The sequence below is a fragment of the Agrobacterium sp. K11 genome, from assembly GCF_059429395.1.
The window spans coordinates 92,258-106,270 of the sequence record NZ_JCAHRB010000007.1 but is presented as its reverse complement, the minus strand read 5'-3'; the positions used below and the strand labels follow the sequence as shown (position 1 = coordinate 106,270).

11 protein-coding genes and 1 other annotated feature are annotated in these 14,013 nt (G+C 58.5%); of the genes, 5 read left to right on the top strand and 6 right to left on the bottom strand.

The features are described 5' to 3' along the window. A complete protein-coding gene (locus AC5SEO_RS14295) occupies nt 1–1,272 on the bottom strand; it encodes an MFS transporter (protein ID WP_003512472.1) in 1,272 nt (423 codons plus the stop codon). Nucleotides 1,273–1,452: 180 nt separating this feature from the next. Between AC5SEO_RS14295 and aspS the strand changes: the two genes are divergently transcribed. The 3 genes from aspS (at nt 1,453) to AC5SEO_RS14280 (ending at nt 6,639) form a co-directional block, all read left to right on the top strand. Further along, nucleotides 1,453–3,240, top strand: a complete 1,788-nt coding sequence (aspS, locus tag AC5SEO_RS14290) for an aspartate--tRNA ligase (protein ID WP_003512477.1) — start codon at nt 1,453–1,455, stop codon at nt 3,238–3,240. Nucleotides 3,241–3,496: 256 nt separating this feature from the next. Then, nucleotides 3,497–4,951 (top strand): cell envelope integrity protein CreD, encoded by a 1,455-nt coding sequence (gene creD, locus AC5SEO_RS14285; protein ID WP_065688203.1) that lies wholly within the window; start codon nt 3,497–3,499, stop codon nt 4,949–4,951. Nucleotides 4,952–5,027: 76 nt separating this feature from the next. Continuing rightward, nucleotides 5,028–5,083 (top strand) — a sequence feature (sul1 is cis-regulatory element that is thought to sense ions involved in sulfur or methionine metabolism; They are found in Alphaproteobacteria). Nucleotides 5,084–5,157: 74 nt separating this feature from the next. Further along, nucleotides 5,158–6,639, top strand: a complete 1,482-nt coding sequence (locus tag AC5SEO_RS14280) for a SulP family inorganic anion transporter (protein ID WP_065688204.1) — start codon at nt 5,158–5,160, stop codon at nt 6,637–6,639. Nucleotides 6,640–6,682: 43 nt separating this feature from the next. Here AC5SEO_RS14280 and AC5SEO_RS14275 read toward each other — a convergent pair whose 3' ends face one another. Then, a complete protein-coding gene (locus tag AC5SEO_RS14275; RefSeq protein ID WP_003512485.1) occupies nt 6,683–7,873 on the bottom strand; it encodes an aq_1923 C-terminal domain in 1,191 nt (396 codons plus the stop codon). A 230-nt stretch (nt 7,874–8,103) separates the two neighbouring features. Between AC5SEO_RS14275 and parC the strand changes: the two genes are divergently transcribed. Next, a complete protein-coding gene (parC, locus tag AC5SEO_RS14270; protein ID WP_013635880.1) occupies nt 8,104–10,356 on the top strand; it encodes a DNA topoisomerase IV subunit A in 2,253 nt (750 codons plus the stop codon). A gap of 53 nt (nt 10,357–10,409) precedes the next feature. Here the strand turns inward: parC and AC5SEO_RS14265 are convergent, their stop codons facing one another. The 4 genes from AC5SEO_RS14265 to hemB all read right to left on the bottom strand — a co-directional run bounded on the left by AC5SEO_RS14265 (nt 10,410) and on the right by hemB (nt 13,238). Next, on the bottom strand, nt 10,410–10,655 hold the full coding sequence (locus AC5SEO_RS14265) for an AbrB/MazE/SpoVT family DNA-binding domain-containing protein (protein WP_003512489.1): 246 nt from the start codon (nt 10,653–10,655) through the stop codon (nt 10,410–10,412). A gap of 57 nt (nt 10,656–10,712) precedes the next feature. After that, nucleotides 10,713–11,474, bottom strand: coding sequence for an arginyltransferase (locus AC5SEO_RS14260; protein WP_025593035.1), 762 nt, complete (start codon nt 11,472–11,474; stop codon nt 10,713–10,715). Nucleotides 11,475–11,650: 176 nt separating this feature from the next. Beyond that, nucleotides 11,651–12,109 (bottom strand): RDD family protein, encoded by a 459-nt coding sequence (locus AC5SEO_RS14255; RefSeq protein WP_003512493.1) that lies wholly within the window; start codon nt 12,107–12,109, stop codon nt 11,651–11,653. A 115-nt stretch (nt 12,110–12,224) separates the two neighbouring features. After that, nucleotides 12,225–13,238 (bottom strand): porphobilinogen synthase, encoded by a 1,014-nt coding sequence (gene hemB / locus AC5SEO_RS14250; RefSeq protein ID WP_003512495.1) that lies wholly within the window; start codon nt 13,236–13,238, stop codon nt 12,225–12,227. Between the two features lie 181 nt (nt 13,239–13,419). Here hemB and AC5SEO_RS14245 point away from each other — a divergent pair, with 181 nt between their 5' ends. Further along, on the top strand, nt 13,420–13,857 hold the full coding sequence (locus tag AC5SEO_RS14245; RefSeq protein WP_003512497.1) for a DUF6163 family protein: 438 nt from the start codon (nt 13,420–13,422) through the stop codon (nt 13,855–13,857). Nucleotides 13,858–14,013 lie beyond the last annotated feature (156 nt).

Here is a 14,013-nt window from a genome sequence, read left to right as displayed (position 1 = left end):
TCAAGGATCGTTTTTCTCAGGTGGTTTTGGCGTCGGCCCGTCGTTTTTGGGTGGTGCAGGGGCGGCCAGCTTCTGAAAATAGGCCGAGGTGCGCAAAAGCGGGCGGAACCGCCAGTTCCGCTCCTCAACGGGTACTCCCTCGCGCACCCGTAGCCGGTATATGGTGTAGGCGATGAAAACGATCTGGATCGCGGCCGTGTAGCTGAACAGCGCTTTGGGACCGAACTGGTCGATCAGGACGGAGGCGAGCAGCGGCCCGACGGTTGCACCCACCGACCAGAAGAACAGCAGCCCGGCAGACACCATCGCATGTTCGCCCTCTTTGGCATGGTCGTTGCCATGGGCGGAACTCAGTGAATAGAGCGGCAGGGCAAAGGCGCCGAACACGAAGACGCCGATGATGTTGCTCCATTCGTCCGAGCCGGCGAACAGGGCGAGAAACAGACCGACAATCACGGAGCAGGCCGTGGTAGCGAGAATGATGATGCGGCGGTCGTAACGGTCGGAATAGACGCCGAGCGGATATTGCAAGACCACGCCGCCGATGATGCCCGCACTCATGAAGGTGGCGATGGCGGTGACGGAAAGGCCGATCTGTTCGGCATAGATTGGCCCGATGTTGCGAAAAGCCGCCATGCTGAGGCCGACAGCCACGCAGCCGACGACGGCAAGCGGTGAGATGCGCCACACCGCGAAAAGATTGAACGGGATCTGTTTCGGCGGCGCGGGGTTGGATTTGTCGGCAATCGAGATCGGCACCAGCGACAGCGTGAGCGCCATGGCGATCAGCGAAAACACCACAGGCCCGTCAATGCCGGCGACGGGGATGATATATTGGGCGAGCGTTACGGAACCGAGATCGACGAAACGATAGATGGACAGCGTGCGCGCACGGTTGGAATTCGTCACCTGCGCATTGATCCAGCTTTCGATCGCGGCGAAAAGACAGGCGACCGCAATACCGATGACGAAGCGCATCAACATCCAGAACAAGGGATGAAGGACAAGCGGCATGGCGATCGAGGCGGCCGATGCGACCGCCGCCATAGTGGCGAAGGTGCGGATATGGCCAATCTTGCGCAGAAGGCGCGTCACCGAAATGCAGCCGAGCGCGAATCCGATGCTGTAGGCGGCGCTGATGAGGCCGATGGTGCTGGCCGAAAACCCTTCGGACAGGCCCCGCAGCGCGATATAGGTTCCCTGCAGACCGTTGCCGCCAATCAGAATGCCGGCGGTGACGAGAAGCGGGATAAGAGGTCTGATCTGGCTCATTGCGGGCCGACTCGGTTTGGCGGGCTGAATAAGCACTATCTAAAGCGAAGGTGCGCGAAAGGACAGGCTGAACGCGACATTGTTGTGCTTTGCCTTGACAAATCGGGCTGGTCATGCGCTTTTCCGGCAAATTTCGACAGTGCCGCCCATCTGGCCCACGACACGCTCCAGGATATTAAAATGCATCGTTACCGCAGCCACACCTGTGCCGCTCTCCGCAAGTCCGACGTCGGCGAAACCGTTCGCCTTTCCGGTTGGGTTCATCGCGTGCGAGATCATGGCGGCGTTCTCTTTATCGACCTTCGCGACCACTACGGCATTACCCAGGTCGTGGCCGACCCCGATAGCCCGGCCTTCAAGGTTGCCGAGACGGTGCGCGGTGAATGGGTGATCCGCATTGACGGTCTCGTCAAGGCGCGGTCCGAAGACACCATCAACAAGGGCATGGCCACTGGCGAGATCGAGCTTTATGCGCAGGAGATCGAGGTTCTGGGCGTTGCCAAGGAACTGCCGCTGCCCGTCTTCGGTGAGCCTGAATATCCCGAAGATGTTCGCCTGAAGTATCGCTTCCTCGACCTGCGCCGCGAAACCCTGCACAAGAACATCGTCAAGCGCACGCAGATCATCTCCTCCATGCGCAAGGGTATGGGCGATCTGGGCTTTGCCGAATATACGACGCCGATCCTCACCGCATCCTCGCCGGAAGGCGCGCGCGACTTCCTCGTTCCCTCGCGCATCCACGAAGGCCAGTTCTTCGCGCTGCCGCAGGCCCCTCAGCAGTACAAGCAGCTTCTGATGGTGGCCGGTTTCGACCGCTACTTCCAGATCGCTCCATGCTTCCGCGATGAAGACCCGCGTGCAGACCGTCTGCCGGGCGAATTCTACCAGCTCGACGTCGAAATGAGCTTCGTGACCCAGGAAGACGTCTGGACCACGATGGAGCCGATGATGACGGCCGTTTTCGAACAGTTTGCCGAAGGCAAGCCGGTGACGAAAGAATGGCCGCGCATTCCCTATGACGAATCGATCCGTAAATACGGCTCCGACAAGCCGGACCTGCGCAACCCGATTGTCATGGAAGCCGTGACCGAACATTTCGATGGCTCGGGCTTCAAGGTTTTCGCCAACATGATCGCCTCCAACCCCAAGGTGCAGGTTTGGGCTATCCCGGCCAAGACCGGTGGGTCGCGTGCATTCTGCGATCGCATGAACGCCTGGGCGCAGAGCCAGGGCCAGCCGGGCCTCGGCTACATCTTCTGGAAGGAAGAAGAAGGCAAGGTTGCCGGCTCCGGTCCGCTTGCCAAGAACATCGGCGAGGAACGCACCGAGGCGCTGCGCCAGCAGCTCGGCCTTGAGGCGGGCGACGCCTGCTTCTTCGTCGCGGGCGATCCCGCCAAGTTCTACAAGTTTGCCGGCGAGGCGCGCACCCGTGCCGCCGACGAGCTGAACCTGATTGACCGCGACCGTTTCGAAATGTGCTGGATCGTCGATTTCCCCTTCTTCGAATATAACGACGAAGAAAAGAAGATCGATTTCGCCCACAACCCCTTCTCCATGCCGCAGGGTGGCATGGAAGCGCTGGAAGGACAGGATCCGCTCTCCATCAAGGCTTTCCAGTATGACGCGGTCTGCAACGGCTTCGAAATCGCCTCCGGCTCTATCCGTAACCAGTCGCCCGAGCTGATGGTCAAGGCTTTTGAAAAGGTCGGCCTGTCGCAGAGCGACGTGGAAGAGCGCTTCGGCGGTCTCTACCGCGCCTTCCAGTACGGTGCGCCTCCGCACGGCGGTTGCGCCTTCGGTATCGACCGTGTGGTCATGCTTCTGGTTGGTGCGAAGAACCTGCGCGAAATCACGCTGTTCCCGATGAACCAGCAGGCGCAGGACCTGCTGATGAACGCGCCGTCCCCGGCAACGCCGACCCAGCTTCGCGAGCTGGCGCTGCGCGTGGTTCCGTCCAAGAAGGACTGATCTCAACCGCCACGGGTTTTGAACAAAAGGGCTGGCGGCGACGCCGGCCCTTTCTGTTTCTGCAACGAACGTGGGAAAGTCACAATTTTACCGCGAGTTTAACGGAATTCCGAACGTAATCAGCCGGAATCCGATTCCAGTATAGTTTTGCGCTCATTTTGGGGACGCAAAGACTATCGGGGATTTTAAACTTGGGACAGCGCCAGCCGAACTTCGCTTGGGGTTGCGGCGCGATCATATTTATAAGGATTTCAGAATGGCACATGAATCGGAAAAAGACCTCGCCCCGGCCGGTGGGCAGATGCCGCCAGCCCCGCCTCGCAACGGCTTCGCCGTCAGCCTGCGCTCACCGGGCGCCAAGTTTCTGATGATCGGTTTCATATCGATGGTTCTGCTCGTACCGCTGCTTCTCGTCTGGGCGCTGACGGAAGAGCGCGCCTCGCGGGCCGAGGATGTTTCGGGCCGTATCGCCAGCGGCTGGGGTGGCGATCAGGTGGTGAACGGCCCTTATCTCGCCGTGCCTTTCGACGTGGAAAGACGCCGCGAGGTGAACGGCCAGAGCATCGTCGATCGCACGACCGAATGGGCGCTGGTCATGCCGGAAACGCTTGATGTCACGGCCGATCTGAAGACCGAGGAGAAGCGGCTGTCGATCTACAGCCTGCCGGTCTATAATGGCGACCTTGTCCTCAAAGGCCGGTTCGGTGCCGGCATCCTTCAGGATCTCGCCCGCTTCTCCGGCACGCCCCGCCTCGACAGCGCCATTCTCGTTCTCAGCATACAGGATATGACCGGCATTCGCTCGAGCGCCGGTGTCAGGATCGATGGCGGTTCCGTATTGCCGTTCGATCCCGGCATGCGTGATATCTCTGTCATAGCGCCCCGCACGGGTGCGCAGGACATGTCCATCAGGTCCGATGCCGGCGTGCACAGATCGATCGAAAGAGGCCTTGTCGAGAAAGGCTTCGATTTCGATATATCCTTCTCCCTGAATGGTTCCGGCAGCTTTGCCGTCGCGCCCGCCGGCCAGACCACCAGTTTGGCGGCCAAGGCCAACTGGCCGCATCCCGGCTTTGAAGGCCTGTTCCTGCCGGAGGAAAAGACCGTCACAGCCTCGGATTTCACGGCCAACTGGACAATCCCCTATCTCGCAAGGGGCATAGACCGCGTGGTCGAGAGTTCGCGCCTGCCGCTGACCGACAGCCTGATGAGGATCAACCTCGTCGAGCCCGTGAAATTCTACCAGATCATCGCCCGGACACTCAAATATTCGATAGGCTTCATCTCTCTGGTGTTCCTGGCCGTCTTCATCGTCGAACTGAGGGGCGGCAGCAGCGTGCACTGGATCCAGTACGTGCTGACGGGGCTGGCGCTGATCGTTTTCTACGTGCTGCTGCTCGCACTTGCGGAACATACGGGCTTCACCATCGCCTATGCTGCGGCGTCGCTTCTGACAGCGCTCCTGATCTCCTCCTATCTCGGAAGCGCAACCGATAGCCGTCAGAACGGGATAGCCCTGTTTACGGTTCTGGCGGTGGCTTATGGGGTCATGTATCTGGTTCTGAATGAGGATGAATATGCGCTGCTGGCCGGCGCGTTGATATCTTTCATCGCCATTGCTGCCACCATGTTCGCAACCCGCAGGGTCGACTGGTCGGGAACCGGCCCAACCCAGCACAACACCAATATTGGTCGCAGCGAAGCCTCGTAAGGCGCATCGCCAGCATCGAAAGGCGGGTAGACAACTTGCTGCCCGCTTTTTTGCCGTCTATAGGTGGAGCATTCACCACGGACCCGGTGAAATTCCGGGTGGCTCTTCTGGCCGCCGATCCGCCAGACAACGCAAAGCACCGACATTCTTTTTCAATCTACCGGACACGTTTCCGGCCGGTGCGTGATACTTTGCGAAAAAATCAAATGAACAGATTTCAGACTTACAGACGTGAGTGGTTTTCCAATATTCGCGGCGATGTGCTTTCCGGCATCGTCGTCGCACTCGCGCTCATTCCCGAAGCAATCGGCTTTTCCGTCATCGCCGGCGTCGATCCGAAGGTGGGGTTGTTTGCTTCTTTCGCCATTGCCTGCGTCTGCGCCTTCACCGGTGGCCGTCCGGGCATGATTTCCGCGGCAACCGCCGCCACAGCCGTCCTGATGGTGACGCTGGTGAAGGAACACGGCCTGCAATATCTCTTTGCGGCGACCATCCTCATGGGTGTGCTGCAGATCGCTGCGGGCTTTGCAAGGCTCGGGCGGGTGATGCGCTTCGTCTCGCGCTCGGTCATGACCGGCTTCGTCAATGCGCTGGCGATCCTGATCTTCATGGCGCAATTGCCCGAGCTGATAGGCGTGCCTGTCGCAACCTACGTCATGATCGCGGCTGGTCTTGCGATCATCTATCTCTTCCCGCTGGTCACGAAAATCATCCCGTCGCCGTTGGTCGCCATCGTCGTTTTGACCTGCGTGGCGGTGTTTTTCGGCATGGATATCCGCACCGTCGGCAATCTCGGCGAGCTGCCCTCGACGCTGCCGGTCTTCGCCCTGCCACAGGTGCCGCTGACTTTCGAAACGCTGCAGATCATCTTTCCCTATTCCGCAGCGCTGGCTGCCGTCGGTCTCCTGGAATCCCTGCTGACGGCACAGATCGTTGACGACATGACAGATACCGGCAGCAACAAGAGCCGGGAATGCATCGGGCAGGGGACAGGCAACATCGCCTCCGCGCTGATCGGCGGGATGGGCGGCTGCGCCATGATCGGCCAGTCGGTCATCAACGTCAGATCCGGCGGCAGGGGCAGGCTGTCCACTTTTGTGGCGGGCGCCTTCCTGCTGTTCCTCATTCTGGTGCTGGATGATCTTGTCCGCATCATTCCAATGGCCGCTCTTGTGGCTGTCATGATCATGGTTTCGATCGGCACCTTCTCGTGGCGTTCGATTCTCGATCTCAGCCGCAATCCACCGTCTTCCAGCATCGTCATGCTGGTAACGGTCGGGACCGTGCTGGCGACCCATGATCTCGCAAAAGGCGTGCTCGCAGGCGTGCTTCTCTCCGGCGTGTTTTTCGCGGGGAAGGTTTCAAAACTCTTCCACGTTCGTCCAGAGCTTGTCGCGGATGGTCGGCACCGCATCTACCGCGTCGACGGGCAGATTTTCTTCGCCTCGACGGAAAGCTTCATCGCCGCCTTCGATTTTGCCGAAGACGTGGAAACGGTCACCATCGACGTCACACAGGCGCATCTGTGGGATATCTCGGCTGTCGGTGCGCTGGACAAGGTCGTGCTGAAATTCCGCAAGACCGGCAAGACGGTCGAGGTAATCGGCGTCAACGAAGCGAGCGCCCATATGATCGACCGTTTCGCCCTGCACGACAAGCAGGATGGAGCGACAGCCTCAATCCACTGACCAGAAGTAAAAAGCCCCGGCGGAACCGGGGCTTTTTGTTGTGCTATTCGTTTGCCGTCACCGTGACGCCGAGCATTGTCGGCAGGGTGTTCGGCGCGCCCATGGCGGCGCCCATGATCATCGGGAAGGGAACCGGCTTTTCCGGTTCGGCCGAGATAGAGAAGCTCTTCGGATTATCGATATAGGCGTTGATCGCAGCCGACACCATGTTCTGCAATTCCGGAACGTTGAGCGAAGCCATCATGATCGGCGCCATGCCCTTGATGGTCTGGGAAAGCTGATCGCTGGTCATACCCTGCTGGCTTGCAGCGTAGTCGATGGCGCGCTTGGTGATGCTGGCATCTTCGAAGCTGATTTCGGCATTAACGAAGGAAAGCTGCTGCATCAGGCCGAGCATGGCAAGGCCCGCTGCCTGTTCCGCCTGTTCCTTGTTCGGATTTGCAGCCTGCGCCTTCACCGTCTCCTGCATCGATTTGATGAAGGCGAGTGTGTAACCGGAGAAACCGAACGACATGTTGAGACGGCCGACCTTGTCGAGGTCGATGGCATATTCCTCGACGTCTACGGTGCCGGAGGCGACTTCCCAGCTTCCGCTCATGGTCATGTTGCCGGAAAGGGCCTGCAGATTGAGCTTTTCAATTGCGTCCTTCGTGGCCGGATCGTTGACTTCACTGAGATCGGCTTTGAAGCCGGATGCGTCGAGATCGAAGCCGATCGAGGCCTTGTCGTCGCTGACTGACATCGTTGCGCTGCTTTCCTCGAGCGAGAAAGCCTGCTTGCCGTCGATGGAGACGGAAATCGGACCGCTATGCGCCTCGTCGTAGAACATCAGCGCGTCAATCGTGCCCGTCGTCGCATCGGCAGGGATGGTGAGACCTGACATGTAGATGTCGTTAGCCTTGATCTCCACGTTTTCCTGCTTGTAATCGACATTGTCGAAGCGCGCGTTCTTGATCTTGTAGCCGCCGTTGTTTTCCTCGACGCCTTCAAGGGTGACGTTGCCGACCGGAATTTTTTTGGCCGGATCGGCAGCCGCATTGAAGGTCACGCCGTTCAGCGTCACCGTGTCGCCGTTGACGGCGACGGATCCGGCGGCAATTTCACCGCCCTGCGCGGCGTAGGCGGCATTGATCTTTTTCAGAACGTCGTTGCCATCCAGTGCGAATGCCGGTGCGGAAAGCGCGAGAAGCGCGGCACTTGCGAAAAGAATCTGCCGGGTGGATTTCAGTCTCATAGTGTTTCTTCCCTCAATGTGCGGATGTGCACCGTGTTCTAAATGTGAATGGTGACATTTATATTCGCGATTATTCAAAGGTCTACAGGATTTAGATCGATTCGTATGACGGCGGCATTGCGGCATTCGCAACGCAGTTAATAAAAATCCTCACAAAAGGCGTCGTTTCGTCCACAGCCGAGACCCCCGAATTCCTTGCCGGGAATCGGCATTTCCGCTAGTCAAGCACCATGGGAAAAAATCTTGTACCTCCGTCAGGCGGAGACGATAACATTCATCCGGTCGATTTGAAGGCGGCGCTTGAAGAGCGCTACCTCGCTTACGCCTTGTCCACGATCATGCATCGTGCGCTGCCGGATGTACGCGATGGACTGAAGCCGGTTCACCGCCGCATCATCCACGCCATGAGCGAAATGGGCATCCGCCCCAACTCGGCTTTCAAGAAATGCGCCCGTATCGTCGGTGACGTTATCGGTAAGTTCCATCCGCATGGCGACCAGTCGGTCTACGATGCGCTGGTCCGTCTCGCGCAGGATTTCTCGCAGCGTTATCCGATCGTGGACGGGCAGGGCAATTTCGGCAATATCGATGGCGACGGCGCCGCCGCCTATCGTTATACCGAAGCACGCATGACCGATGTGGCAGCGCTGCTGCTCGAAGGCATCGGCGAGGACGCGGTTGACTTCCGCGCTACCTATAATGAGGAAGACGAGGAGCCGGTCGTCCTGCCGGGCGCGTTCCCCAATCTGCTTGCCAACGGTGCCTCCGGCATCGCCGTCGGCATGGCGACGTCCATCCCGCCGCACAACGCCCATGAACTGTGCGACGCAGCTCTGCATCTCATCAAGCATCCGGATGCGACGGTTGAAAAGCTGGTGGAATTCATTCCCGGCCCCGACCTGCCGACCGGCGGCGTGATCATCGAAAGCCGCGAGAATATTCTCGAAGCCTATAAGACCGGGCGCGGTGGTTTCCGCGTGCGCGCCAAATGGGAAACGGAAGACCTCGGACGTGGCGGCTATCAGATCGTCATCACCGAAATCCCGTTCCAGGTGCAGAAATCGCGGCTGATCGAAAAGATCGCCGAGCTGCTGCTCGCCCGCAAACTGCCGCTGCTTGAGGATGTCCGCGACGAATCGGCCGAAGACGTACGTATCGTGCTGGTTCCGAAAAACCGCACCGTCGACGCGACGCTGCTGATGGAATCGCTGTTCCGTCTGTCCGACCTTGAAAGCCGCCTGCCGCTCAACATGAACGTACTGTCGCTTGGCAGGGTGCCGAAGGTCATGGCGCTGAACGAGGTGCTGAGCGAATGGCTGGCACACCGCAAGGACGTGCTGGTCCGCCGTTCCCGCCATCGTCTTGCGGCCATCGATCGCAGGCTCGAGATTCTGGGCGGCCTGCTGGTCGCCTATCTCAATCTCGATGAGGTGATCCGTATCATCCGCGAGGAGGACGAACCGAAACAGGTGATGATGGCCAAGTGGTCGCTCACCGATAATCAGGCCGAAGCCATCCTTAACATGCGTCTGCGCAATCTGCGCAAGCTTGAGGAATTCGAAATCCGCAAGGAGTTCGACGAACTCAGCAGCGAGAAGGCTGAAATCGAGGGTCTGCTCGCCTCCGATGAAAAGCAATGGCAGACCGTCGCCTGGGAAATCGGCGAGGTCAAAAAGAAATATGCCAAGGCAACCGAGATCGGCCGTCGCCGCACGCAGTTTGCGGATGCGCCGGATGCCGACATCGAGGCCATCCAGCAGGCGATGATCGAAAAGGAACCGGTCACCATCGTCATCTCGCAGAAGGGGTGGATCAGGGCGCTGAAGGGGCATATGTCCGATACGTCGGCTCTCACCTTCAAGGAGGGCGATGGCCCGAAGCTCGCCTTCCCGGCGCAGACGACCGACAAGTTGCTGCTGTTGACCACCGGCGGCAAGGCCTACACGCTCGGCGCAGACAAGCTGCCGGGCGGTCGCGGCCATGGCGAGCCGATCCGCATCATGGTCGATATGGAGAACGATCAGGACATCCTGACGGCCTTCGTTCACGATCCGTCGCGCAAGCTTCTGCTCGTCTCGACTGGCGGCAACGGCTTCATCGTGGCCGAAAGCGAAATGGTCGCAAATACCCGCAAGGGCAAGCAGATCATGAATGTCGCCATGCCTGACGAAGCCAAGCTCGCCGTACCTGTTACTGGCGACCATGTCGCCGTCGTTGGCGAAAACCGCAAGCTTCTGGCCTTCCCGCTGTCGCAGGTGCCGGAAATGTCACGCGGCAAGGGCGTGCGCCTGCAACGCTACAAGGACGGCGGCGTGGTTGATGTGAAATGTTTCGCGCTCGCAGACGGCTTGAGCTGGTCCGACACGGCCGGGCGCCTCTTCACCAAGGTCGGTGAGGAATTGCGCGAATGGCTGGCAGACCGCGCCACCGTTGGCCGCACCGTACCGAAGGGCTTTCCGCGTAGCGGGAAATTTGGCGGGTAACAGCTGAAAGACGTCCCGAGCGATTACTCGGGACGTCTTTGATGGTCGCTGTTTCAGGACTTGGCGAGCGTTCTTAGCGCAACGTGGTATTTGCGCATCGCAATCCGCGCGTGTTCGAGCTGCCGATTAAAATCATCCGTCAGTTCTTCATCAAGACCACCGGCAGCACGCAATTCAAGCATGTTGCCGTATACACTTAGATCAAGAACGTCGCCTGTCTTCCATCCAAGCCGTTCAAGCATATCCTTTGGTATAACAATACCAGCGGCTTCGCCAATCTCGCAAATCGTTGCTTTCATTTGAAGTACTCCAAAGTTTAAATGGAGTTTAGCATACGGTTTTGACTGTTTGGCGAACTATTCTTCTACCGTAGGCTTATAAACCTCCCACCCGCGCGGTGTCAGATGCTCCTGCGGGTGGTAGCGCGTCTTGTAGCCCATCTTTTCAGAACCATCGACCCAGTAGCCAAGATAGACGTGCGGCAGGCCGAGCGCGCGTGTGCGGGTGATGTGATCCATGATCATGAAAGTGCCGAGCGAGCGCTTTTCTAGATCGGGGTTGAAGAAGGAATAGACCATCGACAGCCCGTCGCTCATCACATCGCTCAGCGCTACGGCGAGAAGTTCACCTCGTTTGCTGGAATCGATGCCGGAGCCGGGCTCTCGCACACGGTATTCGATGATGCGGGTGTTGACGTGCGTGTCTTCGATCATGATCGCATAGTCGAGCGCCGACATGTCGGACATGCCGCCTGACTGGTGCCGATGGTCGAGATAGCGGCGAAACAGTGAGAACTGTTCGGTGGATGGCTCAGCGGCATGAACGGTAGCGACGACATCCTTGTTGATGGAGAGAACGCGCCGCATCGATTTCGTCGGCTGGAACTGTTCGGCAAGGATGCGCACGGAAACGCAAGCTCGACAGGTTTCGCACGCCGGACGATAGGCGATGTTCTGTGAACGCCTGAAGCCGCCCTGGGTCAGAAGGTCGTTCATTTCCGACGCACGCGGGCCGACCAGATGCGTGAAAACCTTCCGCTCCATCTGGTTCGGCAAGTAGGGGCAGGTGGCCGGTGCCGTAAGATAGAATTGGGGAGAGGGCGTCGCCTGCGTGTTCATCGAACCGTGATCGCCTCCTGCGTCTGTTGTGAAAGCGCGCCGCGATTTCACGGGGTGCGGCGACGCTTCAAGCGACATGCATAATGTCACAGAATGGCAAAATGACGGAAAACGTCAACTGCACCATGCGGTATTTGCCTGATATGGAAGCCACGTTTTCGTGGCTTTCCCTTATATCAGTAGGTTCTGACCATGACGGTGCCGAGCAGGAAGTCATGAACGAGGCGCGAGCGCTCCGTAAACAGGCCTGCAAGCAGGATAAGCGGCGTCAAAACCGAGTTGATGATCCAGAAAAGCGCAATGTGCACGGTGGCCAGAAGGAAATCGATTCGCCGTCCGTCCATGCGCGCCATCGCGATGCCCATCGCCCGCATGCCGGGTGAGGCCTGCGACGGGCCGCTGAGCGTTACGCCGAAATAAAGGACCGCGACGATGACGAACAAGGCCGGATAGAGGAAGAAGCCGAGACCCAGCGTAATCACGCCGAGAAAGAAGACGATCACGGCGGCTGGAATGCACAGCAGGAGAACGATCGCGTAATCGATCAGAAAAGCGAAGATGCGTCGGCTCAGTACGCCGCTATAGGCGCGCCAGTCGTCCGGTGCGACATAGGTAGGGTTCTGGTCGAGGTTCATCGGTCGTTTTCTCCTGAGAAGACATGACAGCTCGAAACGCGCTTTTCGTCAGGCAGCATTCCGTGTCAGCAAACAATATGGGAAGAAAACGACCGAATACAATAAGCGTCGGCTGTCAGCCCTTCGCGAGTTTGCGCGCGGCTTCCACTGCGAAATAGCTCAGAATGCCATCGCAGCCTGCACGCTTGAAACAGAGAAGCGTTTCCATCATCACGCGCTCCCCGTCGATCCAGCCATGCATGGCCGCTGCCTTGATCTGGGTATATTCACCGGACACCTGATAGGCGAATGTGGGCAGCCCGAAATTCTCTTTCAGCCGCCAACAGATGTCGAGATAGGGCAAGCCCGGTTTGACCATCAGCATGTCAGCACCTTCTTCCACGTCGAGCGCTGCGTCGCGGATTGCCTCCATGCCGTTGGCGGGGCTGATGTAATAGCTGTTCTTGTCCCCTTTCAGCAGTCCGGCCGTCGAAATGGCCTCGCGATACGGACCGTAATAGCCGGAGGAGAATTTCGTGGCATAGGCCATGATGCCGACGTTCTGGTGCCCGGCCGCATCCAGGCCGCGGCGGATGGCGCCGATGCGGCCATCCATCATCTCGGACGGAGAAATAATGTCCGAACCGGCATCGGCCTGAAGGATTGCAGCACGAACGACCTGATCCACGGTCTCGTCATTGACGATTTCATCGCCGCGCAGAATGCCGTCATGCCCATGGCTGGTGAAGGGATCGAGCGCAACATCGGTGATCATGCCGATATTCGGAACCGCTTTTTTGACCGCGATGGTCGCCTGATTGATGAGGTTGTTGGCCTCGAGCGCATTCGAGCCGGTCTCGTCGCGCAAGTCCATCTCGATATTCGGGAAGGTCGCAATCGCCGGAATGCCGAGATCGGCGGCTTCCTTCGCCGCTTCGACCAGCTTGTCGACGCTCATGCGGTTTACGCCGGGCATCGCCGGTATGGGATCGAGGATATTGCTGCCCGGTACAATGAAGACCGGCCAGATGAGATCATCGACGGTCAGGCGGCTTTCCTGAACCAGACGGCGAGTCCAGTCGGCCTTGCGATTGCGGCGCATGCGGCGATGGCCGGTGATCGCGTCGACCAGATGCGTTTTGTCCTGCATGTAAGAATGTCCTTCGTATCCCACCCAAGTCAGGAAAGCTGCATAACACGAAGCAAGCGCCATGCGAATGCGACAATGTTTCCCCCTGGACTTCCCCGGTGGGCGAGGGTGCTTTGACAAGGCAAGCCGCCGAATTCAATATGGGCTGGTCGCCCGCCCGTCGAAACCGTATCTTCCGGCCATGGAACCTGATTCTCAACCTCTGCCGAAACGTCCGCTGACGGAAATCCTCTTTCTGGTCTTCATGAGGCTGGTCGCGGTTTCCTGTTTCTGGTTCGGCCTGCAATATTGGGCGATGCTGACGGGATATTCTCTCGGCGGGCATGGGCGGTTCGATATGCTTAACCTGCCATGGCGAGTGGCGGGTAGTGCGCTTGCGGTGATTTTCCCGGTCGCGGCGCTCGGTCTCTGGCTCGGCGCCTCCTGGGGGGCAGTCATGTGGGTCTTGGGTGCCGGCACCCAGATCGCCATGTATAAGGTGTGGCCATATATCTTCGGCGCCAACACGCTTGTACCCGTCATGCACGGTCTCGTGGCAACCATTTATATACTATTCCTGGTCGCTTTTTGGCTCGATCAGCGCCAGAATGAAGAGCGCGCAAGAATTGATTTACCATAAGAATAAAGCAATTCAGCCTGGTTTTCGGTCGAATTTTATTGCTAAGTCTTTGATTTGTAATGCATGGTGATAAGCCAGTCCCGCTTCGCCACAAGTTTGACCCACTTGGGAAAATGCAGGTAAGCATTTGTTAATCGTAGCTTTTAAGTAGAATTT